General features: G+C 45.5%; 19 protein-coding genes. 4 read left to right on the forward strand and 15 right to left on the reverse strand.

The genetic code is table 11. From position 1 onward, the window contains the following. Positions 1-26: 26 nt before the first annotated feature. The 5 genes from NFI80_RS16495 to NFI80_RS16515 all read right to left on the reverse strand — a co-directional run bounded on the left by NFI80_RS16495 (position 27) and on the right by NFI80_RS16515 (position 4,821). Positions 27-1,067 carry an SGNH/GDSL hydrolase family protein gene (locus NFI80_RS16495; protein ID WP_235165264.1) on the reverse strand — a complete coding sequence of 347 codons (1,041 nt, stop codon included), beginning with the start codon at positions 1,065-1,067 and terminating at the stop codon, positions 27-29. A gap of 297 nt (positions 1,068-1,364) precedes the next feature. Beyond that, complete coding sequence (locus NFI80_RS16500; protein WP_235165265.1) at positions 1,365-2,918, reverse strand: hypothetical protein; 1,554 nt, start codon at positions 2,916-2,918, stop codon at positions 1,365-1,367. Then, positions 2,902-3,435 carry an RNA polymerase sigma factor gene (locus tag NFI80_RS16505; protein WP_235165266.1) on the reverse strand — a complete coding sequence of 178 codons (534 nt, stop codon included), beginning with the start codon at positions 3,433-3,435 and terminating at the stop codon, positions 2,902-2,904. The genes NFI80_RS16500 and NFI80_RS16505 overlap by 17 nt, the downstream gene beginning before the upstream one ends. Before the next feature lie 70 nt (positions 3,436-3,505). Beyond that, on the reverse strand, positions 3,506-4,114 hold the full coding sequence (locus NFI80_RS16510) for a hypothetical protein (protein ID WP_235165267.1): 609 nt from the start codon (positions 4,112-4,114) through the stop codon (positions 3,506-3,508). A gap of 134 nt (positions 4,115-4,248) precedes the next feature. After that, positions 4,249-4,821, reverse strand: coding sequence for a hypothetical protein (locus NFI80_RS16515; protein ID WP_235165268.1), 573 nt, complete (start codon positions 4,819-4,821; stop codon positions 4,249-4,251). A gap of 130 nt (positions 4,822-4,951) precedes the next feature. Here NFI80_RS16515 and NFI80_RS16520 point away from each other — a divergent pair, with 130 nt between their 5' ends. Continuing rightward, positions 4,952-5,554: a Crp/Fnr family transcriptional regulator gene (locus tag NFI80_RS16520; protein WP_235165269.1), complete on the forward strand. Its 603-nt coding sequence runs from the start codon at positions 4,952-4,954 to the stop codon at positions 5,552-5,554. Positions 5,555-5,669: 115 nt separating this feature from the next. Here NFI80_RS16520 and NFI80_RS16525 read toward each other — a convergent pair whose 3' ends face one another. From NFI80_RS16525 to ypfJ, 3 genes are all read right to left on the reverse strand, one after another. Further along, on the reverse strand, positions 5,670-6,140 hold the full coding sequence (locus tag NFI80_RS16525; protein WP_233794946.1) for a hypothetical protein: 471 nt from the start codon (positions 6,138-6,140) through the stop codon (positions 5,670-5,672). Positions 6,141-6,320: 180 nt separating this feature from the next. Next, entirely contained in the window at positions 6,321-7,244 is a 924-nt protein-coding gene (locus tag NFI80_RS16530; protein WP_235165270.1) for a DUF6268 family outer membrane beta-barrel protein, read from the reverse strand. A gap of 125 nt (positions 7,245-7,369) precedes the next feature. After that, the gene (ypfJ, locus tag NFI80_RS16535; protein WP_233794943.1) at positions 7,370-8,218 is read right to left on the reverse strand and encodes a KPN_02809 family neutral zinc metallopeptidase; all 849 of its coding nucleotides are present in this window, start codon (positions 8,216-8,218) and stop codon (positions 7,370-7,372) included. 104 nt (positions 8,219-8,322) lie between these two features. Between ypfJ and NFI80_RS16540 the strand changes: the two genes are divergently transcribed. Further along, complete coding sequence (locus tag NFI80_RS16540; RefSeq protein WP_235165271.1) at positions 8,323-8,901, forward strand: O-methyltransferase; 579 nt, start codon at positions 8,323-8,325, stop codon at positions 8,899-8,901. A 46-nt stretch (positions 8,902-8,947) separates the two neighbouring features. On the opposite strand, the gene NFI80_RS16545 is transcribed toward NFI80_RS16540, so the two are convergent. The 3 genes from NFI80_RS16545 to tnpA all read right to left on the reverse strand — a co-directional run bounded on the left by NFI80_RS16545 (position 8,948) and on the right by tnpA (position 12,589). Next, a complete protein-coding gene (locus NFI80_RS16545; RefSeq protein ID WP_235165272.1) occupies positions 8,948-10,654 on the reverse strand; it encodes a PQQ-dependent sugar dehydrogenase in 1,707 nt (568 codons plus the stop codon). A gap of 151 nt (positions 10,655-10,805) precedes the next feature. Then, a complete protein-coding gene (locus NFI80_RS16550) occupies positions 10,806-11,978 on the reverse strand; it encodes an AIR synthase related protein (RefSeq protein WP_233794939.1) in 1,173 nt (390 codons plus the stop codon). A 137-nt stretch (positions 11,979-12,115) separates the two neighbouring features. Further along, positions 12,116-12,589 carry an IS200/IS605 family transposase gene (gene tnpA / locus NFI80_RS16555; protein WP_256565285.1) on the reverse strand — a complete coding sequence of 158 codons (474 nt, stop codon included), beginning with the start codon at positions 12,587-12,589 and terminating at the stop codon, positions 12,116-12,118. Between the two features lie 157 nt (positions 12,590-12,746). Here tnpA and argH point away from each other — a divergent pair, with 157 nt between their 5' ends. Together argH and NFI80_RS16565 are read left to right on the forward strand one after the other, a co-directional pair. Then, positions 12,747-14,087 (forward strand): argininosuccinate lyase, encoded by a 1,341-nt coding sequence (gene argH, locus NFI80_RS16560; protein ID WP_235165273.1) that lies wholly within the window; start codon positions 12,747-12,749, stop codon positions 14,085-14,087. Between the two features lie 12 nt (positions 14,088-14,099). Continuing rightward, positions 14,100-14,639 (forward strand): thioredoxin domain-containing protein, encoded by a 540-nt coding sequence (locus tag NFI80_RS16565; protein ID WP_235165274.1) that lies wholly within the window; start codon positions 14,100-14,102, stop codon positions 14,637-14,639. Positions 14,640-14,817: 178 nt separating this feature from the next. Here NFI80_RS16565 and NFI80_RS16570 read toward each other — a convergent pair whose 3' ends face one another. From NFI80_RS16570 to NFI80_RS16585, 4 genes are all read right to left on the reverse strand, one after another. Continuing rightward, positions 14,818-16,512, reverse strand: coding sequence for a SusD/RagB family nutrient-binding outer membrane lipoprotein (locus tag NFI80_RS16570; RefSeq protein WP_235165275.1), 1,695 nt, complete (start codon positions 16,510-16,512; stop codon positions 14,818-14,820). A 38-nt stretch (positions 16,513-16,550) separates the two neighbouring features. Beyond that, entirely contained in the window at positions 16,551-19,895 is a 3,345-nt protein-coding gene (locus NFI80_RS16575) for a SusC/RagA family TonB-linked outer membrane protein (protein ID WP_235165276.1), read from the reverse strand. A 205-nt stretch (positions 19,896-20,100) separates the two neighbouring features. Beyond that, complete coding sequence (locus NFI80_RS16580; RefSeq protein WP_235165277.1) at positions 20,101-21,411, reverse strand: vanadium-dependent haloperoxidase; 1,311 nt, start codon at positions 21,409-21,411, stop codon at positions 20,101-20,103. Beyond that, positions 21,408-24,773, reverse strand: a complete 3,366-nt coding sequence (locus NFI80_RS16585) for a VCBS repeat-containing protein (RefSeq protein ID WP_235165278.1) — start codon at positions 24,771-24,773, stop codon at positions 21,408-21,410. The genes NFI80_RS16580 and NFI80_RS16585 overlap by 4 nt, the downstream gene beginning before the upstream one ends. Positions 24,774-24,800 lie beyond the last annotated feature (27 nt).

Here is a 24,800-nt window from a genome sequence, read left to right on the forward strand (position 1 = left end):
CCGTTCAAAATCTTTAAGGCTGCAAATCAGTATTTAAGCTCTTTGATTTTTGCTATGACCCTGTTTGCGATGATTTGGTAACCCTTATCATTCAAATGAATTTCGTCCGTGCTGACGTCGGCCCGCAGACCTCTCGGGAAATTAAGATTTTCAAGGTCCGACAAGTCATCCTGTGAAGGACTATAACTGATTTCGGCCAGTTCTGCATCCGTTGGCGGCGTCATTGGAACAAATGATTTTCCATATTTCGCTGCCAGCTTCTCATTAATCGAGGCAACCTGCTCGAAGTTTTCTGTTCCCTTCCGATCCGATTGCGCCAGCAGAACGCCGAGGACAATGTAACGTGCGGGCGCTGTGATATAAGCAATGGAACTGTCGAGGGCAGCAAGGATTTCCTCTTCCGCATTCGGTTTCCCAATGTTATTCCGGCCATACCATAAGATCTGCGTGGCCGTTTTCAGCCTCGAAGCGTCGTCCAGCAAAAATTCCGAGTTTTCGGGGACATCAATTACGCTTACAGCCGTAGGTGTGATTGTATAATTTTCGCCCAGTTCCGCGTTGGCCGTCCGCCTGATGGTGCACCTGACGCCGCCTACGGAGCCGGTTCTGCTGTATTCGTCGTTATTGGTGGGTGTTGATAAAAATTGATTGCTCAGTTTTGTGATCCGCACAGGCTTGATGCCATTCAGCTTATTGCCTTCGATGGATATTGTCAGCGGCGTTCCACCTTGTCGCACGGCAATGCGCGATGCAACCTGCCCTACGATGCCGTCGCTGAGGACCGGTCTGCTTGCCAGTGCAGCTGCAACAATGTTCCCGTAAGGAGCAGTGCCACCTGCGCCGATGGTGAGACTATCGCCAAAAAATGCCAGCGTTTTGTCCCGGTCGGGCTGTTTTTCTTCTTCCTCTTTGTCGGTTTTGGGGAAAATATCTTCGATAATCCCGCTACACGACGATAGCAATGTTGTTGTAAAAATGGCCGCCCCAGATTGTAGGAAAAAACGCCTGCGGCTTAGTGAACTGTCTGGATTCTTAATGTGCGAGTCAGTATTCTGATCTTCATTCATTTTTTTGGAAGATATATGGGGTTATGCTTACATCCTTCCAACAATAATCATTCCAACCGCAGACTCATTACTTTGCCGTTGAATCACTAATATTTGTTGCATTTTTCCACGCTATGTTCCTTTGTGAAAAATCACATAGCCATGGAACAACTATTCTTACAACTTGCAGGTTTAATTCAAACAGGATTAGTTATGTTGATGCTTTTCATTGGATTCAAGATCATCCAATCCCTGGAAGTAACATCACCCAAAAAGTAGAACAATTCTCATATGGCAATTCAAGCCATAAATAAAGCATTACCAAACCCGAAATCTCAAAAACAGCTGCCCGTTCACTTTTCGAATGGCGTATTTCGGTGAAGCAGAAAGATTGCTCAGGGGTGCCAAAATATTAATTCCTGCCTGGAAACGCCCCACCTTATACGAGAGGCCTGCTTTGAAATAGAAAATATCTTTATTCAAATAGCGCCCGGTCTGTTCCGAACCTTTTAATGTAACCAGTTTCGGAGCCAACAGTTCGCCTCTTCCGTTCACAACCTGCTCTTGCACCAGCGCTCCTAAAACGCGGCTATAAGCAACCCCTGCCCCGATCGTAAAGTGATTGACCAACTCATACTGATATTGTAAAGCCAGGTTAATGCTGGCCGTTTTAATCAGATTTCTCCTGAGCGAAACAAGCGAAGAATCAGGCCCGGAAATGGAATCCGGATTTTGATCCAGTTTTGCATGATTGCCGAAATAGGGCTGGTAGGCTGAGGCGCTCAATGCCAGAGAATGATTGTCGCGAAAAGATTTACTTATATAAATGCCCGGGATCAGCGATAATGCTGGTTTTTGGGTGCTGTCGATACTCGTGAAAAGGAAATAAGTATGTTTCAACGGCGAAATCAAGTTCCATTCAAGTCCTGCTTCAAAGGTCTTTCGTTGCGGTTGTTCAGGAATGCTCCCCGGCTGCTTTTTATCGGATTTTGTAATGTCCTTTATTTTGGCTGAAAAACCAGGATCATAGAATTTCGGCTTAAAATGTTGAGATTTGAGTTGTATCAATGTGGCCGCCGGACGCTTATAACCCTCAGTAACAACATTCAGATCACTCGAAATTTCGCTCGCTACTTTTCCGTTTCCAACACGATCTGCAAAATGCTCATCCCGCTCCCCGGCAACGTTTTCCAATCTTCCATTTTTCTGGTTAGCATCGGGCGATTGTCTCGTTTTTGCAGCTCCGACACGGCTTTCCGGCACTTTTACCACGCGATTCCGCTTCGCTGGCTGTGCCTTTATCATGTTACCTCTTTCCGTTTCCGAAATTGTTCTTGCTTCCTTTTTGCCAGCAATCGCGTCACGATTTCCTGATTCTTCACTCCGTACTAATGCTTTACTTTTCACTAATTCTTTACTCTTCACAAACTCATCACTTTTCACTAACGCCTCACTTTTCGCAAACTCATCACCATTCACTAACGCCCCACCTTCCTCCACCGCTTTTTCACTTTCATCTATTTTTACACTTTCTTCAACCTTTGCAGTATCCTCCTTGCTCATAATTAACGCCGATTCCGGTTTCGAAGCTTTCTCCTGCCCGTTACCAGCATTTTCCACATTGTTATTTAAAAACAAAAACACGCCCAAAATGACAACCCCAAGCGAAACCAGTCCGGAAAGCAGTTTAGCTAAGGTGCCGGGGCCGCCTTTGAACATGTGCTTATTAGGAAGACCCGAGGGGCCAGCATTAAGCATATCGTTCATCTTTCCCCACGCGTCGTCGGCCGGAATTTCCGGATCCGGCAATTTCCCGGAGAAAAATTTGTCGATATTTTTGTTTTTGTTTTTCACATCAAAAGATCTTTTCAAAAATTATTTTCAGCTTTTTGCGGCCTTCGCTCAAATGCCATTTCACCGTGCCATCCGAGATATCCAGCGACTCCCCGATTTCCTTAATGCTAAAACCATCCAGATAAAACAATCCGCAAACGCGCCGGGTTGCCACAGGTAACGCAGATAAATAGACGATCACATCCGATGCGCTCAGCTTGTCAAATGGATTCTCTGCGGATTCGAAACCCATCTTATCGTCAAGCTCGTCGTAATCAAACTGCTGCGTTTTCTGATCCCTGAGCTGGGTAAGGGCCGCATTTCTCACTGTTGTGTAAAGCCAATTAAAAAATGCTCCTTTTTGATCGTCGAACTGGTCAATATTTTTGAAAACCTTCAACATTCCATTATTAATGGCTGTCAGGATCTCATGTTTGTCGTCAAAAAATTTACGGCATAACGCAAAAAGCACAGGATAAAACTGGCGATACAGCTTCTCCTGGGCTTGACGCTCCTGACGCCTGCAACCCGCTAATATTTCATCTAAATGATCCAATCCGGCATGTTAGCAACCGCCAGGCTTAATGTTCCCGGCGGTTAAAAAATTCGTAATCGCTTTTCCTGAATTATAATGATTTCTTAGTAAAAATAACCCCGCTATCATATGGCCAGCTGATAGCATAGCCATCCCCGGACTTTTTAAGCGAACCGTTATAATGCTTTCCGCTGGCACTTATGTGAAGTTGATACGTAGAATCCGGGCTAATGTTGTTTCGATTGAAGTAGATAGTCGCCTTGGACGGAGCCGTTCCGGTTTCGCAAGGTCCTAATGCCGTAACTTCTTCCAGCCTGACATCGATTTTGCCAAAGACGTTCAATGCCGCGTATCGAATATAGTTTTCCTTACATGAATATTGTTTCTTGGTCACAACTTCCAGCCGGAGGTAAGCCAGCGAATCAGCCAGGATTGCCGGAGTAATCAAAAATTCATCCCCTGCTTTGAAGGGCTGCCTGCGCACCGAGTCAGCATTGGGCAGGCTGTCGGTCCCGCCTACCAACGTATCGGGCTTATATATGCTGTCGAGGGGCAGGGAATCTCCCGGAAAGGGGTTGAGCGAATCAGCGGCTTCCCTCAGTGAATTAGGTCCCGGATCAGTGATTTTGCTACGCTCGCAAGCGGCAAGCTGGATCAGTCCAAGGAAAATGACGAAAATAATCAGCTTCTCTACTTTCATGACTTTATAGTTTTAATGATAAATGACAAGTGGTTTAGGGCCTGTCAATAAAATAAACTACAAGGGTTGTTCACAAGGTTGGGTAACTAATTAAAAAAGTCAAACATTAATACACCGCGGCCGCTTACCGAAAGTTAAAACCTGATACTAATCCCACCATTAACCAACCCTTTGAAGCCATAACCCAACTCGACAAAACCCCCGACGTCTCTTCCGACCCGCACGCCGATGGGTGAATAATGCAACGTGGGCGCCATATAGGATGTGTCGGAAATGCCGTCATACTCATTGGTCCAGGAACCAAAAAAACCTGCGCCCACAGAAGAATACAAATTAACCCTTGGCCTTTTCAAATAAAAGAAATTGGTTTCGACAGCAATTGCTAATGTCCTGGGACGGGGACCGTTATCTATCCATTTAAAAAAGCGGGTTTCATGCGCAGCTGCATTATAGGCACCGCTCGCACCCAGAGAAAACCTTTCGGAAAGATGATATTTGTAACTTAATGAAAATGCAAAATCATTCACCTCCTTGTCAGGCAGCCGGCCGGATAATGCTAAAAAGAACACTGTAAAAATTTCGGCAGCGACATCTTCCGTTGGCATAATGCCGAAACCTATTGCGAGCTCACTTTTTCCTTTGTCCTGCGCAAGGCACGGAATCATGGTGCAACTCAAAAATGCGATTTGTAAAACTAGCGTTCTCATGGTCAGGTTTGATTAAGGATGAAAAGGGCAATAGGATCATCGTTTATGTCCTGATCAAAGTAACTCGAATGGTATTAATTTATATCTTGTCCTGCGACATAGATATACGTTGTTCTACGACAAGATTTTGATGAAAGCCAAAGAAGAAATAAAGCCGCTGGACCGCATACTCGAGGCCTCGCAATTCATGGTGTCCCAGGAAGTAAAGGAGCGTTTCACTAAAAACCTGAAACGTTTCATGATCCCCAAAGGGCGGATCCTGGTCGATCTCGGGCAGGTGAGCCCTAATCTTTATTTGATCGAAAAAGGAGTGATGCGCACTTATTATTTGCGCGGTTCGGAGGACATTACTTCACTGTTGGTTGCGGACGGAGACATTGTCTGCATTGCCGAAAGTTTTCTGTTGCAACAATTATCAAACGAAGTGCTGGAAACGCTCGAAGATACGATCGTATATGCCATAGGGTACGATGCTTACAGGAAGCTCGTGCAAGAGGACGCGTACATGGCCGGACTGGCTGTCAAACTGCTCGAACAGCATCTGATTAATTTCACAGACCGTGTCAAAGTTTTTAAATATCTATCTGTTGAACAGCGTATTGAACATTATGTAAATCAACCTTCGTCACTATTCCGCCGCATTCCGGATCATTATATTGCCACTTATCTCGGCACAACTCCGGCAACATTCAGCCGCTGTCTTAAAAGTATTCAATTTGATAAAAACCGTTGATCTATTTTGTAATTACCAGTGACATTTAAAGTAGAAATACATTAAAAAAGCCGTAATCAATCCTGCGATTCATTACGGCTTTTTTTCAGTAATAACTTGAAAAACTGCAAGGCTATTAACCTTCCTGCTCAACAGCTTTTGGCTTACGGCCACGTGGCTTTCCGGTGTAAGCTGGCTTTGGTTCAGAACTTGCCAATGCTAATTCGTAACCTACAACGCCATCTTCGTAATGGAATGGTGTTGCCGTAAATGTGTATTTTGTAGTGTCAAAAGCGACGCCGCCTTGTTTCAAAATAATAGCCAGCGGAATCACATATCCCCGGCCACTTTTTACCAATTCAAATGTATCTGTATCATCAGAAGAAGGAATCAGATATACCGTATTGATCTTTCTTTTCCCCTGATCCGTTCCGATTTTGAACCGTGTTGCATCGGCTTCAATTCCTAATTCTTCAAGAGCAGCAACGGGAAGAACAATTTTACCTGTTGCGGAAATGTAGCCGGCAGGTTTAGCCTTTGATTTGATTACCTCACTTTTTGGAAGGTTTTCCTGAGGTGAAAAAAACTTAATTGATTTAGCTTTCATAAAATATGAATTAAAAATTAGCGGTTATGTCCGGTGAAATTAATCATTATAATTTCTATAAAAAATTCAGGCTAAATAAACATCCCGAATTTACCGGAATCAACATTAATCCAACTAATTAAATCCGTAGTATAAATAACCGGAAATATCAACTAAGTAAACTACAAATACATAAAGGATTTACTTTCTTCTTTTGAATTTGGGAGGCTGAACATAAAGTTCAATGGTGCCCGCAAATCCCGAAGTCTGCACGGGTACTGCGCCTTCAATTAAACGGTTGGAGACATTCTGACGATAACCCGCGAATAGCTCAACACCAGCATAATTGCCGAGCTTACGGTTATATGACATGCCCAAATCAATGTCTACCCGACGGCAAACGCCGAGCGCATCGCTGTTGAATTGGTGAAGATAATAGGTCCGGCTCACTGCTTCGGATTTCAGGTAAATGATATCCGAAGGCGAAAGGTTTTTCCTGAAAGCGATCTTCTTGGGAAGCATCATTTCCAGTCCGGAATTTTCAGAAAAATTGTAGTTAAAAATCAGAACAGGAAGCACTGTAACCCTGAAACTCTTGTTCATCATTACACCAAAACCCACTTCTTTATTAGCGCTTTTCCTGCGCAGGAAAGAAGCAGATAATGTATAGTTAATAGGAATCTCCGACCAGAACAACCGCCCGAAATCGCCGCTTTTATTAATATGTGAAGTAAATATAAGCCACGAACTGCTATCTAATTTAACCACCGAATTAAGGTCCAGCGCAAATGTCCGCAAATTCCAGCCTTCCATATGGCTTACCGGATTTTCACCCGTGCTTTTAAATTCAAGCTGTTCTGTGCGATAATTGGGACCGAGCAGCACGGCCATTTTTTTATTGTGAACAAGCGGGACCCATACACGCATGAAATATTCTTCCTGCGTAAATCTTTTGGTATCCGTCCCATTAAAGCGGTATGTTTTACCGGGCGCATGCGTATGACGGAACGTTAACCATTTTGATGGCGCCATCCCTTCGAGTCCGGGTTTAAGCGATTGGCACACAGCGTGCGCACTCAGCAATGTGAGTATAATAAAAAATGGCCCGGGACCGCGAAACTGCATAAATTACTAGTTATGAGCTGGTAACGAAAATGGATTTCCAATAAGTTCCGGAGTTTGTTAAAACAAAATGAGTTGGATAATGCTCCGATTATCCAACTCATTTCAAATTCCTATTTATGACAATTTTATCTAATATCCTCGTATTTCCCCTGGTTCAAATCGCCGGTTTCAAACCCTTTTTTGAACCAATACATTCTTTGTTGTGAACTTCCATGCGTAAACGCATCCGGGACAACGTAGCCTTGCGATTCCTTCTGGAGCTTATCGTCACCGATGGCGTTAGCTGCCGTTAGTGCTGCTTCCAGGTCACCGGGTTCTAGGATATTTTCCATTTGCTGCGCATGGTTAGCCCAAACGCCTGCAAAGAAATCTGCCTGAAGTTCGAGCTTTACGGACAGCTTGTTGTATTCTTCCTTACTGATCCGGCCGCGCTGCTCTTGCAGCTGCCCCGAAATCCCCATCAAATTTTGCACGTGGTGCCCTACTTCGTGTGCCACAACATACGCCACCGCAAAATCGCCCGGCGCTTTGAACCTGTCGCGTAATTCATTACAAAAGTCAAGGTCAATGTATACTTTCTGATCAGCAGGGCAGTAAAACGGCCCCATTGCAGAAGATGCGCCGCCGCAGGCGCTTTGTGTTGCGTCTTCGAACATTTGCAAGGTTGGCTGCTCGTACTGTGCGTCATTGGCCTTGTAAATCTCGCCCCAGACATCCTCTGTGCTACCCAAAACAGCTGAAACGAAATCGGCAGTTTTATCATCGGGAAGCGGTCCTGGCGCTCGCGTCTGAGCAGGCTGCTGGGTTTCCGTCCCTTGCAGATTCCCTAAAATCTCGCTGGGATCCTGACCGGTTAAGAGTCCAATTGCCAGCACAATGATCATTCCGATCCCGCCGATCGCTACTTTACCGCCTCCGGACATTCCCCGGCGGTCTTCCACATTGCCGCTTCTTCGTAAATCTTGCCAACGCATATTTTCTGATGTTTGAGATGCATGGAAATCAATAAAAACCATGCCAATATACGTCGGTGATAATTATTGCATAAGTTTAGGATGTAAAAACAAATATGCCGAAAATGAACCAGGAAATTAACCATCCATTACCCAAGGCTTATGTTGCCATCGACAATGCCACAAAAGCATCCGGCTTTACCATGGCATCCGACATTCAGACCTGTTCTTTGCTTAAAACATTAGCCGCCTCAAAACCAGCCGGCAAATTCCTGGAACTCGGAACAGGCACCGGACTATCCACAGCCTGGATCCTCGACGGCATGGACAGTGATTCGACATTGGTTTCGATTGACAATGAGGCTCAATTCCTGGCCATTGCAGAGGACCATTTGGGCCAGGACCCCAGGCTAACATTAGCATTGACCGACGGCGAAGACTGGGTCAAAAATAACCTCAACCAAAAATACGACTATATTTTCGCCGACACCTGGCACGGCAAATACCTAATGCTGGAAGAAGTGCTGGCCATGCTAAACAAAGGCGGTTATTACATCATCGACGATATGCTCCCCCAACCCAACTGGCCCGAAGGCCACGATCTAAAAGCCATTAAGCTAATCGAAGATCTTGAAAAAAGAACAGACCTGGTTCTCACAAAACAAGTCTGGGCAACCGGCATTGTGATTGCGGTAAAAGTTTAAATGCAATCCCCGGTTCCGGGAAATGAAGGAACCGGGAATTGCATGATTATCGCAAAACCAATACTTTTTGCTGCAACACCCTATCCCTTCCGGTAAGCCTTACTATGTAAATTCCAGTGCTTGTGGCTTGAAGCGGGATGCTTAATGGGCCGCTTTTGCCGGTGATTTCCTGGGACATGAAGATGGTTCCGCTCGTGCTGACCAATTCCATTTTATCAAAGGGATCGCTGAGCACCATATCGATGGTGGCATTGCTGATAAGTGAGGGTCTTACGAAGTTGGCAGGGGAATCGTCTTCGGTATTCACAACGATGATTTTGGAATAGGCGAAACTATTGTCCTTATCAACCATTTTTAACCTGTAATAAAGATTGCCATCAAAATTGATGTTATGTGAAAATGCATATTGAGAGCCGGAAACGGCATTTTGTCCACTTACTGTTCCTACTTTTACAAATTGAGCTGTGTTGAAGCCTTGTTCTATGTCGAATTGCCTGAAATCTGTTTCGCTGGATGTTGACCAGGACAATTTTACACCTTCATTCCCCGGTGTGCCTGAAAAATCAACCAATGTTACGGGTAATGCAGTACCCGCAGAAATTCGGTAAACCGCACTGCCGGTTACGGCGTAAATTTCACCGCGCTGATCCTCTCCAATATCCGTGATATAAATTACAGTGGAAGTCTGGTATGTTTTAGTGGCTTCATTGGCGGAAATTTTATGGATATCGCCGGAGTAGTAATCGGTCCCAATGTACCAGCCGTACATTTGAGGGTAAAGTGATCCTCTGTAAACCACACCTCCGATGACTGATTGCCCTCTTTCACCATTGACATAAGCGTAAGCAGGAGCCACATAAGGCCCGCCTGTGTCGCAGCCGGTCCTGTTCACCCCTGGCGTTGCAATGTCGCCCTCAAAACAGCGCCACCCGAAATTGGCATTCGCAAGCTGAGCCGGCGTTCTGTGGTTGATTTCTTCCCTGGCTCCCTGCCCTACGTCGCCTATCCACGCATCGCCGGTAAGCCTGTCAAAGCTCCATCGATATGGGTTTCGTAATCCTAATGCATAAACCGCATTGCCATAAGGATTACCGGCTGGGACGGCGTATTTGATGGGATTGCTATCGGGCACATTTACATCCATCCGTAAAATTTTACCAAGCAAAACATTTGGATTTTTAGCATTCTGATTCACGTCATTTGCGCCTCCACCATCACCGACCGACAAATAGAGAAAACCATCCTTACCGAAATGCATTTCGCCTCCATTGTGGTTTGCGTTACCAGGATGCGGAATTTCCAGGACTTCTAATCTGGTATTCGGATTGACTGCACTATTACTTGCCGGATTGGCAGCCGTGTATCTTGCCACCACAAGATTCCCCTGCATATTGGAATAATAAGTGTAAAAATATCCGTTGGTTTCGAAGTTCGGATGAAAAGCGATACTCAGCAAACCGTCTTCATTTCCTGTAAGCACAACCTGACTGTTCTGATTCATATTCAGAAAGGTAGTAGGCGTCGCGGACGGGCTCGGTGCCAGCACCTTGATTGTTCCGCCGCGTTCAGCAATGAAAATGCGGTTGGAATTATCGTCAGCATGCACCAGCTGCATGGCAGAACTTAGTCCGGTGATCACAGGGTTCTCCGTATCAATGTTGACCTCAGGAGTTTGAGCAAAAGCTAGCCCTGTGCACAAAAGAATGCCCGAGGCGCTAAGAAAGATTTTAAGAGAGAAGTTGAAGTGTTTCATATAATTAGCAGATTATTAATAATATTTCTATAATATGTGTCATGTTTTTACTACAACATCTATGCCTTAGTTTTTCCTAATGAGCATTAATGGCAAAAGGCCGCCTGATGTTTAAATCAGACGGCCTTTCTATTTGAATGCTTGTGAAATGCTAGCTATAATAGAATTCCCCAAATTCGCTTTTAATAGTCAGTTTTTTGGTGTCCGAAGCTTCTACCCTACCGACAATCTGCGCATCGATCCCGAACGATTTAGATATCTCAATTACCCGCTCCGCATGCTGCTGAGAAAGGTAAATTTCAAGCCTATGCCCCATATTGAACACTTTATACATTTCCTGCCAGTCTGTTCCGCTTTCTTCCTGGATCATTTGAAACAATGGAGGCACCGGCAGCAGGTTATCCTTGATAATGTGAAGGTTATCAACAAAATGTAGAATTTTTGTCTGAGCGCCGCCACTGCAATGCACCATGCCATGGATCTCCGAACGCATCTCGTCCAGCAATGCTTTGGCAACCGGCGCGTAAGTCCTTGTGGGTGAGAGCACAAGCTGGCCTACATTCAATGGTGTTCCTGCAACGGGATCGGTCAATTTTTTGGTTCCGCTATAAATTAGGTCTGCATTTACTTCCGGGTCAAAGCTTTCCGGATATTTTTCTGCGAGATACTTACCTAAAACATCATGGCGTGCAGAAGTAAGCCCGTTACTGCCCATTCCACCATTGTAAACTTCCTCATACGTTGCTTGTCCGCAGGATGCCAACCCTACGATTACATCACCAGCGACAATGTTGGCATTATCAACCACTTCCGAACGCTTCATTCGCGCAATGACCGTGCTGTTGACCGTAACAGTTCTTACAAGATCCCCTACATCAGCGGTTTCACCGCCGGTGCTGTAAATTTCAACGCCATAACTGCGCAGCATTTCCAAAACCTCTTCTGCACCATTGATCACCTCAGCAATCACTTCACCGGGAATGCGGTTTTTATTCCGGTCAATGGTCGAAGAATAGAGCATTGGGCCCGTTGCGCCTACGCACAAAAGATCATCCGTATTCATCACAATCGCATCCTGCGCAATGCCTTTCCAAACCGAAATATCGCCCGTTTCTTTCCAATACAAATAGGCAAGAGAGGTTTTCGTACCAGCGCCATCGGCATGCATAATGGTGCAATATTCGGGATCACCAGCTAATGTATCCGGAACGATTTTGCAAAAAGCTTTTGGAAAAAGCCCCTTATCTATCTTTTCAATGGCCTTATGTACATCTTCTTTTGAAGCCGAGACACCGCGTTGCAGATAACGGTCGGTAGTTTTCATTTGAGCGTAATTAATTTATTTCGCACAAAAATAGGAAAAAGCCCCTCCCCAATCAATTTCCGTTCTATTTCGAAACGATTTCCAAAATTCAAACGATTTCGAATTCAAACGATTTCCAAATTTTAAATGATTTCCGTTCACTTAAGTGAACGGCTAACGGGGGATTTTTTGGGGGATTTGGGATTGGTTGGTTCCCATCCGTATTTCTTCATGAATCGGTCACTTTCTTGCTTGAATGTTTTGGTTCGATGATGCGATTCTTGTTTTCTGATATAATTTCTGACAATTTCAACATGCCTTTCGCTTACGCTGACAGCCCAATAATCGTCCTGCCACGTAAATTTTCGGGTCGTCAACTTGTTTTGATTAATCCAAAAAGACGATTCACCTTTAATCAATTGCGCCACTTTGCTAATGGTTTGCTCCCTTTCAAGCGCAACCAAGCAATGAGCATGATCCGTCCATCCATTCACGGAATCAAGGAAAATGCCCTTCTCTCTGGCATTTTCGTACATATGCTCAAAAACTTTCCATCTGATTGAATCATTTAAAAACGGATGCCGGTATTTCGTCGCGAAAACCATGTGAACCCAAACTCTCGTCCAACTCATAATGAATATCGATTGTTATAAATACCCATTAGACGTAACATCAATATTTGAGTCACATCATAATTTCTTCGCGTCGTTTTGAATTGACGGTTTATACCCAATTGATCGTAAATTTGCCTTTCAATCCGATCTTTTTTACTACAAATACATCACTGCATTGAAACTCTGGCAAAAAGAAAATACGGTTACTTCTGAAAAAATAGAAAAATTCACCGTTGGTCGGGACCGGGAAATGGACCTGCACCTGGCGGAATATGATGTATTAGGCAATCTGGCGCATGCTAAAATGCTTGAAACCATCGGGCTTTTGACTTCTGATGATCTTGTAGCATTAGAGCAGGAACTCAAATTAATCCACTTCCAGATTCAGCAAGGCGAGTTCCTAATTGAAGAAGGAGTGGAAGATGTGCATTCACAAGTGGAATTGCAGTTAACACGCAAACTGGGCGATACAGGCAAGAAAATCCATAGCGGACGCTCGCGCAATGATCAGGTGCTGGTAGACATGAAGCTGTATACGCGTGCCCGTTTGTTTGAAGTGGTGCAGGCTACGGAAAAGCTTTTTGATGTGCTGGTAAGCCGTTCGGAGGAGCATAAAAATGACCTTCTGCCTGGTTATACGCATTTGCAGATCGCCATGCCGTCGTCGTTTGGCTTATGGTTTGGCGCTTATGCGGAAGGGTTGATCGATGATTTAATTCAATTAAATGCTGCCTATCGCCTGGCTAATCGCAACCCGCTGGGATCGGGGGCGGGATATGGCTCTTCTTTTCCTTTGAACAGAACATTGACTACTGAACTTCTAGGTTTCGAGGGCATGCACCATAATGTTGTGTATGCACAAATGAGCCGCGGGCGCACGGAACAGGCTGCATTGACGGCAATCGCCTCGCTGGCGGCAACCGTTTCCAGGTTAGCGATGGATGTATGCCTTTATAACAGCCAGAATTTCAGCTTCATCGTGTTGCCCGACGACCTTACAACCGGAAGCAGCATAATGCCGCATAAAAAAAATCCGGATGTGGCGGAATTGCTTCGTGCAAAAACAAACCGGATAAAAGCATTGCCGATGGAGGTGACGATGGTTTTGAGCAATCTGCCGTCGGGTTACCATCGCGATATGCAGTTGTTGAAAGAGATATTAATGCCTGCTTTTGATGAAATCCTGGATTGCCTGGACATTGCCGCATTCATGCTTGAAAATATGAAAGTGAAGCAAAACCTATTGGACGATGCCAAATATGATTTGCTTTTCAGCGTGGAACGTGTGAATGAGCTCGTGATCAATGGTGTGCCTTTCCGGGATGCTTACCGACAGGTTGGGGCGGAGATAGGTGATGGAAGCTACACGGCCCCGCGCGAGTTGAAGCATACGCACGAAGGAAGCATTGGAAACCTGCAAACTGCTGAAATCCAGCAGCGCATGAAGCAGGAGATCGCGGCTTTTGGTTACGATAAGGTAACTGCAGCACTGGAAAAACTATTGCAGAACGGTTAACAAAATGAAGGAATGTGGCGAAAGATAAATGTGTTGATCCTTATTTGCCTGCTGGTTTCTTTTGATAAAACCGAAGGAGGGCCCATTCGTGAAATATTACTCGCAACACCATTAAAAGTGATCCTTTTTCTGGATCCCGAATGTCCGGTTACCAATGCGTATATGAGGGAAATAAAGCAAATTTATGCCGATTATAGTGCAAAAGGCGTGAGTTTTGAAGCCTACTTCCCGATGGAAACCGTTACAGAACGGGACATCCAGGGATTTTTGAAAAATTATAATGCTACATTCCCTGGCTTTCCGGATCCTGGCATGCGGAAGGCAACACGTTACAAAGCAACCGTTATGCCGGAAGTTGTTTTGCTCAATGCAAATGGCCTGGTTGTCTATCAGGGCGCGATTGATAACTGGTTTTACGCGTTGGGAAAAAGTCGTCCGAAAGCGACTGAGCTTTACCTGAGAAATGCACTGGAAGCGACATTGAATGACAATCCGATCATGCAAAGTAAGACACAGGCCATTGGTTGCCTGATTAATATGAAGCTGGATTGATAACGGGTGGGACGTTGTTTCATCCCTCCGGGATTTGCGTTTCACAACCCTTTTTATTTGCTGCCAATGTTGCGCCGCGCTGCGACTTTGTTAAGTAATATTGAATGGGACATTACAAAAAAAGGAAGGCCAGGCGGCCTTCCTTTTTCAATTATAACTAAATCTAAAAAATATAAAATCAAGGCTTATCCCACCAAACACGTCCTGCTGCGCTGGTCAGGTCACCGAAGCCTGGCATAGCTGCCATAGCGTCGTAAGCTGCTTTTTTGTTTGCGTAGTTAGGGTCAGACTGTGAAGGCAATGTAATTGGCGCACGGCGTGGCACTACCAAAGGAACATTCAGATAGGTTAGTTTTGGCAAAGGCACAACGGATTTCTCGTTAGGGAAACCTGTGCGTTTGTAAAGCGCCCATCCTTCCTGTGGCTGCTTCATGAAGTTCAGATAACTCTGGCTTGCGATCTGGTCCATTGCTCTTGCTGTTTCGAAGGCAATGCCTGGCTGTGCAAGATATGCAGTGATTTCTGCTGGCGTTGTTGGCGTGTAGTCAGTCAATTTCGCATTAACACCAACCTGATTATACCATTCCAAAGAGCTTTTTACACCTGCTTCATACCAGGTTTTTGCAGCTGCTGCGCCTGTTGTTTTCAATGCAATTTCAGCACGCATAAAGCAATACTCAGCATAAGTGATCACAGGAAGATAAGATTGTCCTGTTCCTGCATTTCCGGCTGCGTCCGCTTTACCGGTGCTGAACAAGCGAGGCTGGATCAATGACAACGTATCTACATTTTCCTTGTTGGAATTGATCACCTTCGGCGTGTAATAACGCTGAACCACTGCAGTTAGCCTTGCTTCATCCGGGCTTGTGAAGCTTCCCACGTAACGTCTTCCTTCTTTTGTACCGGCAGGAAGTTTTTTCTCAGCAATCAGCAGGTTAATGTTGGCCTGAGAATATTCGTTTGGCGTGAAGAATGCGTCAATACGCGGATCGCGCTTTTCCCACATGAAATCCACCATCGGCTTAGGCGCTCTCAGCTCGTCTGTATTCCAGTTTCCGCCGCCGGCGTCACCTGTAAATGTTGCATTTCCGATAAATATCCATGCATCTTCATTGCCAGCCATCATATCTGCGGCAGGCTGTGCCAACACTTCTGTAATGATCGCGTTTCCAGCTGCTGCATCCGCTTTTTGAACACGCATAGCCATTCTCAAACGCAATGCATTCGCCGCTTTGATCCATTTCAGCGGGTCGCCTTTGTAATACTGATCGTAAGCTCCCAAAGAATATTGAGGAACCGCAGGGGAAACTTTCAATGCAGCAACCGCGGCTTTGATCTCACCGTCCAGACGTGCGAACAATTCCGGTTGCGTGTCATATTTCGGTTGAAGTGTTCCGCCGTAACGTCCCTGGAAAGCTTCCGAATACGGAATGCTTCCGTAGATGTCAGATACATAAAACGCATAGTATGCTCTCAGGATGCGTGCTATCTGGATCATCTGATCGTAGCGTGGCTGCTCCTCAGGTTCCAGCTTGCCTACAAGCTGTTCCAGATCGTACAATCTGTCCCCAACACCATTGTAAAGCCTTCCGTAACGGTTGGCGAAGTTGTCGAAGTTCAATGTGAACGATCCCTGGTTTCCGTTCAGCAGCGTGTTGTACTGCATCCAGGGCATAATACGACGGTATAGGTCATAGAATGCTTCAAAATCCTGTCCGTGAATACCAGTGGTTGCATTCAGAAACTGGTTCTGAGGCGGAATCTCAGTAAGTGCATCCGGGTTTTTGTTAATGTCCACGAATGCTTCCTTTTCGCAGGAGGACAGAAATCCAACGGCGGCTAACAAGAATATTTTACTACTTCTAAATTTCATAACAAATTTTATTTTGAATGGGCTGTAATAACTCAGGATCACAATCCTACACTCACCGAAACGCCTAGGTTACGTGAGAAAGGAAGACCACCATATTCCATAAATTCACCCGCTTTGTTGCTGTACAAACCTTCTGGGTTGATACCGTCTTTCGCTGTGCGATACAGATAGCCCAGGTTACGTCCAACCAGACTTACACGCAATGACTGAATCTTCGCTTTTCCTAACAATGAAGCAGGAACGTTGTATCCAACCGAAACTTCACGAAGCGAAACCCATGAGTTTTCGAACGTAGAATATTCACGGATACCCGATGACCATTGCGTAAGGTTCATGTAGTAAGCGTAAGCAGGAATTGGCTTCACATAACCAGCCGCAACTGCATCAGCATATGCCATTCCTCCCAAATCTTTCGGAGCGCCGTCTACCACAACCTGGAATCCGTTGGCTAGAACGCCTTCCGGAATGATACCATCATTTCTCACATTTCCTTCCGCATCTGTAAACGTTACGCCGCCCAATTCAGTATTACGACCTGGAAGTGTGAACGCAAATGATCCCAAAGAAGAACCATACTGGTGCGTTGCAGATGACATCAAGCCACCGATCTTCGCATCAGCCTGAACTGTTGCTGTGAAGTTTTTGTAACGGATCGAGTTCACATTGCTCGCAAGGAATTTCTCCATTACGCTTCCCAGTTCCTTGTCTGCTTTTGATCCGTATGAACCATTGCGCACATAACCGATTCCACCTTCACCGGAAATGGCTCCGATCACTTTCTGACCATTAGCAGGATTGTTCGCATCATTCGATTCGTATATCGCGAAACCGTAAGGAGTTATGATCGTTCCGTAGTCTTTTCCAACTCTTGCAACCGACTTAATGTCAGCACCAAAACCAAGGTTCAACTCGTAAGTGTCTGTTCCCTGAACCAATTCCAAAACCTTGTTACGGTTACGGGAGAAGTTAATGCTTGTATTCCATTCGAAATCAGCCTTTTTGATTGGCGTAGCCGTAAGTAAAATCTCAACCCCTTTGTTCTGAATTCTACCAGCATTAACGATACGGCTGCTTACACCAGACTCAGTTGTGGTGTTCAAGCTTAGGATTTCGTTCTTCGTAATTTTGTTGTAGTAAGTCGCGTCAATCCCCAAACGGTTGTTGAAGAAACGAATGTCAGCACCAAATTCAACTTCTCTTGCCAGACGGTTTTTCAAACCATAGTTAGGAAGTGTGTTGGGATCTCTGAAACCTGCCAGGTTGATCTGGCTTCCATCTGCTTGTAAATAAGCAGGTTTTGGCTCATAAACACCTGTCTGGTTCGTAGACCACGCTTCTGTGTCACCACCTGTGTAACCTAAGCTGGCTCTTACTTTACCAAATGACAGCCATGTAGGAAGGTCTTTCAGCGATTCTGTTGCGATCCATGAAAGTCCCACAGAAGGATAAGAATAAATGTAGTCACCGCTTCCGTTCGCATAGGTCAATGTTGAAGACCAGTCTGTACGATAGCTGGCGCTCAATGTTAACGCGTCTTTGAATGTCAGGTCACCATACGCATAAAGAGCGTCGATTCTCTTTGAAGGCGTAAGCGCAATGCTTTCTGTTTTAAGAAGATTAATACTGTTTGACAAAGAATAAACATCAGGAACGCGAAGACCGCCATCTGTTCTCATGTCAAACTTACGTCCACCGATCAGACGGTTTGTTTCTCCACCCACCGAAAGGCTGAAATTGAAGTCGTCACCAATCTGGCGTGTTGCTGTAACCAATCCCTGAAAACGGGTCTGGGTTTTGTTTTCAGAATACTCACGGTATTCACCACCCGAGAAGTTTACGTTGTCTCCCCTGTTCTGGTTGTTACCTGTGTACAATTCGTTCTGAACGTTACCACGAACCAGGAAGCTTAACCAGTCTGTAATGTTACCAGTCAGATCGACATTTCCTCTGAACACTTTTTCATTACGGAATTGTCTGTATTCAAATGTCTGGAACATGAATTCAGTAATGTTGTAAGGGTCAGCAGAAGAACCTCTGCGGCGGCCGCCGGCGATAGGATCCAGATAATTTTTCGACCAGTAATCAATGTCCATGTTACGCGGACGGTTGTATACAAAACGGAAAACCGGGTTGTAGTTACCTCCCTGCCGGATCGGGTTGACCATGTCGTTATCCGTATAATCCGCACTTACGTCCAGATTAAGCACTTTTCCGATTTTCTGTGTTCCGCGGATGTTGAAGTTGTTTCTCTTCAATTCCGTTCCCGCAGCCATGATAGACGTGTTTTTCAAAGTTGAGAACGATGCACGGAAAGAACTGCGTTCGTTACCACCTTCGATAGCCAGGTTATGGTTGATATATTTTCCAGTCTGGAAGAAGCTCAAAGGATCATTGGCTTTCCATTCCACCATACGGCCATCCAGGTCACGCACTTGCTGTCCTTCGAATTTCGGACCGTAAGAGAATGGGAAGTTGGCACGGTCCACTTCGGGAACTCCGTCTGCGCCGGTTGCAAATGTCGGGCTTAAACCTGCACCGTATTCATTTTGCAGGTCAAGGAAACGATATGCATTTTCAAATGTAGAAGTATGGTTGTAAGTAACACCCAAACCTTTGTCCTGACGTCCTTTTTTGGTTTGCACAACAACAACACCATTCAAAGCCTCAGAACCATAAAGCGAACTTGCAGCTGAACCTTTCAACACAGTCATAGACTCAATGTTGTCCGGGTTGATGTTTTTCATAATGTTACCAAAATCCTGCGCAGCTCCCCAAGAGTCAGCTCCTGACGTTCCAGGGCGGATAAGCACACCATCCACAACGAAAAGTGGCTGTGTATTAGGGCTTAAAGAAGCATTACCACGGATACGGATACGTGAAGAGGACATTGGACCACCCGTTCCCTGGTTGATCATAACCCCTGCAACTTTACCCTGAAGCGCGTTTACCATGTTGGCGTTGGCAGTTCTGGTAATGTCGTTTCCTTGTACAGACTGTACGGAGTAAGCTAGCTTTCTGGCTTCGGTAGTCATACCAAAACCGGTAACCACCACTTCGTTCAGTGTTTTGTTGTCTTCTTCCAGATTTACGGACAGCTGGCTGGCATTGCCAACCGTTACTTCTTTACTGATGTAACCAATTGAAGAAAACACAATCACGGATGTGCTGGAAGGCACACTTACACTGAATGTTCCATTGGCATCCGTAGCACCACCTGCGTTGGTTCCTTTTACAAGGTAGGATACACCAGGCAACGGATTTTGATCCTTGTCCAGCACCGTTCCATTAACGGTTTTTCTGTCCTGGGCCATGCTCCATGTGCTCCCTATAAGCAGGAGAAGCAAGGTTACCAGACGGGTTAAAGTCGTAAACTTTTGTCTCATAGTAAACTTTAGTGGTTAAATAAAGGTGGCTTGATTCCCATACGTATGCCCTGCCCTAAAAAGATTTTCAAAGTTGAATAGTCTATTCGTTAACAGCATAAGTATTGATGGATCAAAATAAATATAAATATTAACAAAAACATAACATTTATTAAAAAATATTAATAATAAGCATACAAAGTAAGTAGAGTGTTTGGCCGATTGACTATTTGACCTTTATTTTCGACAGCAAATGACGGCCTACCAACTCTCCCTGGTGCTGGCCATTGGTGATGGAAGACCGGTAATGTATCCCGCCATACAACCGGCTGATCCCCGCCTCGGCTGCTGCGTCGTTGAATGACCTGAAAGTGCGGACCGGCAGCCCATAGTCAGTTTCTGTATGGTCATTGAATGAAAAATCTTCTCCGAGAAGGTAGGTTAACACCACTGCTGCCGCGGCAGAGATGACGCTATGCCCGCTGGTATACTCCGGGAAAGGCGGTGTTTGGAGCATTGGACGCCATTTTTCGTCTATATAAGCATTAATGACAGTTTCGGGCCGGATAAACTGGCTCCTGTATTTTTCATCCCAGCAACTGATAAACCCGTCGAATAACGCCATGGAAGTCAGGACATAAATGGCGGCTGTTTCCTGCCAGTTTTTGCCTTTACTTTCCGCAGCCTGTCCTGCAATGGATATCCAATGACCGCCGGGTGAGAGCTTTTTGGTTGCAAAATTAAGATGGCCCTGTGTGTTGAGATAAAATGGATTACAGTCCCAAAAGCTGGCAATCAACACCTCTTCTTTGCTTAACTTTTGGGTAACGTGGTAAACCTCCCGCACCTCTTTCATAAAAACGCTGGCCGTATCTGTACTGTATCCCGGTGGCGGAACGGGTTTGAATTGCCCGGCAGAATCCAGGCTAACCGGCCTGATCTGAGACCAGTAAGGTTCCACAGCGTCAATGAACCCGGGCGGTGTTGGCGTCCATTTGCCTTTTTGCTTACTGTAAGTGTACCGCCGCTTTGTCCTCGTTTTTGCATAATTGTCTTTCGCAGACCAGGTTAATATGCTATCCGCCACGGCCTGCCCGAGTCGCAGGGAGTTATTGTAGACCAATGTATCTTTCTCCCGGAAGTCATTCAGGATTACGCGGATACTGTCGATTAATAAATGCTCCGAAAACACCAGTTTGCCCCCGGTTTTGAAAAACGCATAGACAGCGGCAAGCTCATAGTTGACCTTCTTTTCACTTTTCAACCCTTTCATGTCCGGAAAACCGGGGATTTGTCCCTGCATGGTCCGATAGCTTTTATCCTGCATAGCAAGCGTTTCGTAAGCAGCAACATTGGCATACAAATAAATCCTGCTGGCGGCCGGAGGGGAAAAAATATCATACACGATCACACGCGTTAAGTTTTTTTCAGCCCGGTGCAAAAGCCTGGGTGAGGGCCCTGCAACGGCAGCAATGCTATCCCCATAATTCGCAAATAGCAATATCAGCAGCAAATGCAAAGTGAATCTTCCCCTCATTTCTCTATGGTTTGTTCAAAGATCACAGGCTCACCATTGTTAACGGACAATACTATACGCGTGTCTCCTATTATGGTTCCCTTCCGGATTTCACCGCCCGCCCAGAAACCGGATTGCGCAGGGTTTATGGTCTCGTACTGAAATGGCGCAACTTGTCGCAATGCCACTCCTACGGACGCATCGCAAGGCCCCAGCTGAACACGATAGGGCGAAAAGTTACCTGCCAACAGCAAATCAGTCTTTTTATCGCTGTTTATATCCATCGAAATGATTGCGCTTACCCGCGAGATTTGGGCTTCCTGCGGCAGTTCGTGTTTTTGGAATTGAAAGTTGCCTTTGTTTTCCAGGATAATGCTGGACAATTGTTTGCAGTGGACTTTGCTGCTTTTACTAATGGCCTCTGCACCGAATATATCCGTTAATGTTGCATCCGCATAGAGCGCATAACTGGTGTACTTTCGTTTCAAAGCCGGCATTTGATCCAGCATTTCGTCGCGGGAAAACATGGGGTAACTTTTGTCACCTATAAAATAAGTGCACACGGGATCCACGACGCCGTTTTTGTCAAAATCGTCATAATAAATCGTTACAGGCTGCTCCGCAGATGCTTTGTATTGGTTATTGAGTCCGCCGTTGCCTAAAACGAAATCCATATCGCCGTCATTATCAAGGTCAACGGGCATTATAGCGGCCCACATACCGTCGCTGTTTTGCAGCTCTGACGGGGATTTTTCGGTAAATGTATTTCCTGTGTTTTGATATACTTTAATCGGCATCCAATCGCCTGCCAGCATCAGATCCGGTTTTTTATCATTATCAAAATCACTGAAAACTGCCGCGGTAACCATCCCCGGATTTAGCAGGTCTTTGGACCAATCGGCAGTGACATCTGTAAACTTTACATTGCTTCCCTGACTGTCATTTCTTAAAACATAACTTCTTGCCGCCATTGGAAACGAGCCCGGAATGGCGCGTCCGCCCACAAAAAGGTCCATATCACCGTCACCGTCAATGTCTGAATGAACAGCACACTGCTTGGGATTTTTCATAGATGGCAATGCTAAGACTTCTTCGTGAAAAATGCCTTTCCCATCATTGATATACAAATGGTCCCGATATTCAGGCGACTGGTCCTCGAACTCATTGCCGCCGCTGACTATATATAAATCCTGGTCGCCATCCCGGTCTGCATCAAAAAACAATGCATTCACTTCCTCACAAGCCGCATTCTGCCGCCATGGCTGGATTGCTGCGCCTTCAAACTTACCGTCCGGGTTTTGCAGATATAACACGCCAAACTGATTGGAAGCACCGCCAAAGAACAGATCTTCCAGACCGTCGCCGTTCACATCCGCTTTCGCAAGCGCAGGACCAAATTTTGACAATTGATAAGGCAGTAGCACCTCCACTTTGAAATCCACGAATTCATTTTCATTGTGAATAAAGTCAATACCAATGCTTAGAGCACTAACTTTTTGCAATGTTGTCTTCCAAACAGGCCTTTCCTGATCTTTCGCTGCTGCATTGGCATCCGATTCTTTAAGGTTCAGGACTTTGGCGGGCAGATCCCTCAGCATAGTTATTTTTCCGGAAGGCCAAACCACTTTCAGGGAATCGATCTTTGAAACTTTACCCAAACCAAAATGTAAATCCGAAGTCACGGTTGCCTGATAACCCCGCACCGGATAAAGCTCTGCATATTGCGTAATCCCGCTGGCATAAACCCAAACCTTGCTTCCCAGAGCCCGTGTATTCTGCCCGGCCCCGGAAAGCTTAATCGTCAGCCCTTTTTGATCACTATTATTCTGATAAATAGAAACGGGCTCGTTCACATTGGAGATCACAATGTCCAGGTCGCCGTCACCATCAAAATCCACATAGGCCGCTGCATTGGAAACCGCAGCCTCATTGAAGCCCCATTTTCTGGAAACATCTTCAAAGGCGAATCGATTGGAAACGTCCGCTGTGTTGCGGAAAAGATAATTTTTCAGCTTGTTGGAAGGCATCTTCTGGACCAAACTGTATGTCTTGAAATTCAAATTCCCCTTCCCTACTTCCTTCATTTGCTCGTCGGCAACAGTGTATTTCAGGAAATCCATATTCGTGAAATCGCGGAGATAGCCATTGGTAATGAGCAGATCCTTCCAGCCATCATTATCGAGGTCGGCCATTAACCCTGCCCAGCTCCAATCTGTGTTGGAGACGCCCGCCATTTGCCCTATTTCGCTGAATCTGACATTGCCTTCTGCATCCGTGCCCTGGTTTAAATGCAGCATATTACGCATATTCTGGTGGTAATAACCGCTGTCGAGCAGCAAATGATATTGGTCGTAAACGTCGGGACCTTTGAGCAGCTTCTGGCGATGATTGTCTTCCGGAAGCATGTCTAATGTGAGCACATCGGGTTTTCCATCGTTGTTAAAATCGCTCACATCCGCGCCCATGGAAAATTTGGAGACGTGGGTAAATGACTTTTTCAGGGATTCCGTGAATGTTCCGTTTTTGTTGTTGACATAATAACAATCCACTTCCGTGTAATCGCTCGTTGTGTAAAGGTCCGGCCAGCCGTCCTGGTTCATATCGGCCACAATCACGCTCAGACCGAAATTCAATGCATTGTTGATAATGCCTGCGTTTTTTGTAACGTCTTTGAATTTCAGCTTTCCTGGATCACTAATGTTCTCAAAAAGCCTGTTTCCGTAATAAGGATTCGGCGTTGCACGCATGGCGCGCGTGTTCAGGAAGGGATTAACTGTGTGATTGGAGTGGTTCAAAAGGAACATATCCAGGTCACCATCTTTGTCATAATCAAAAAAGGCAGCTTGCGTCGATTGCGAACCAATGGCATTCAAACCAGCCTCAACCGCCATTTCCTTGAAAACCGGAACGCCGTTTTTGATGCCCTGATTGATAAAAAGCTCATTATTACGGTCGGAAAGTTTGCGGAAGAAGCCGGAATGGCAAACGTAAATATCCAGCAGCCCATCGCCATTTACATCCGCGACGCTCACGCCCGTAGACCAGGTTCCGTTGCCTTCTATTTTTGCCTTTTTGGAAATGTCTTCAAATGTGATTTTCCCGGCGGCGGATTTATTGAGATACAACTTGTTAGCAACTGTATTTCCCGAAACAAAAAGGTCCGGCGCGCCATCATTATTGAAATCGCCTATGCCGATCCCATTGCCGTTATAGAGATATTCATAGCGGAATATGTGCAGCGAATCATTCTCCTCGATCTTGTTGATAAAAGTGACCTTTGTGTCTTTGGGTGACAAAAGCGTGAAGAGGCTTTGTGTGTGGCCCGGCCAGGAGATGCCGAGAATGGTAAACAAGGAAATGAGACGAAAGTAAAGTTTACCCATTCGTAATGCTGTTACCAGATATATGCT

This window comes from Dyadobacter chenhuakuii (genome assembly GCF_023821985.2).
GTDB lineage: Bacteria > Bacteroidota > Bacteroidia > Cytophagales > Spirosomataceae > Dyadobacter > Dyadobacter chenhuakuii.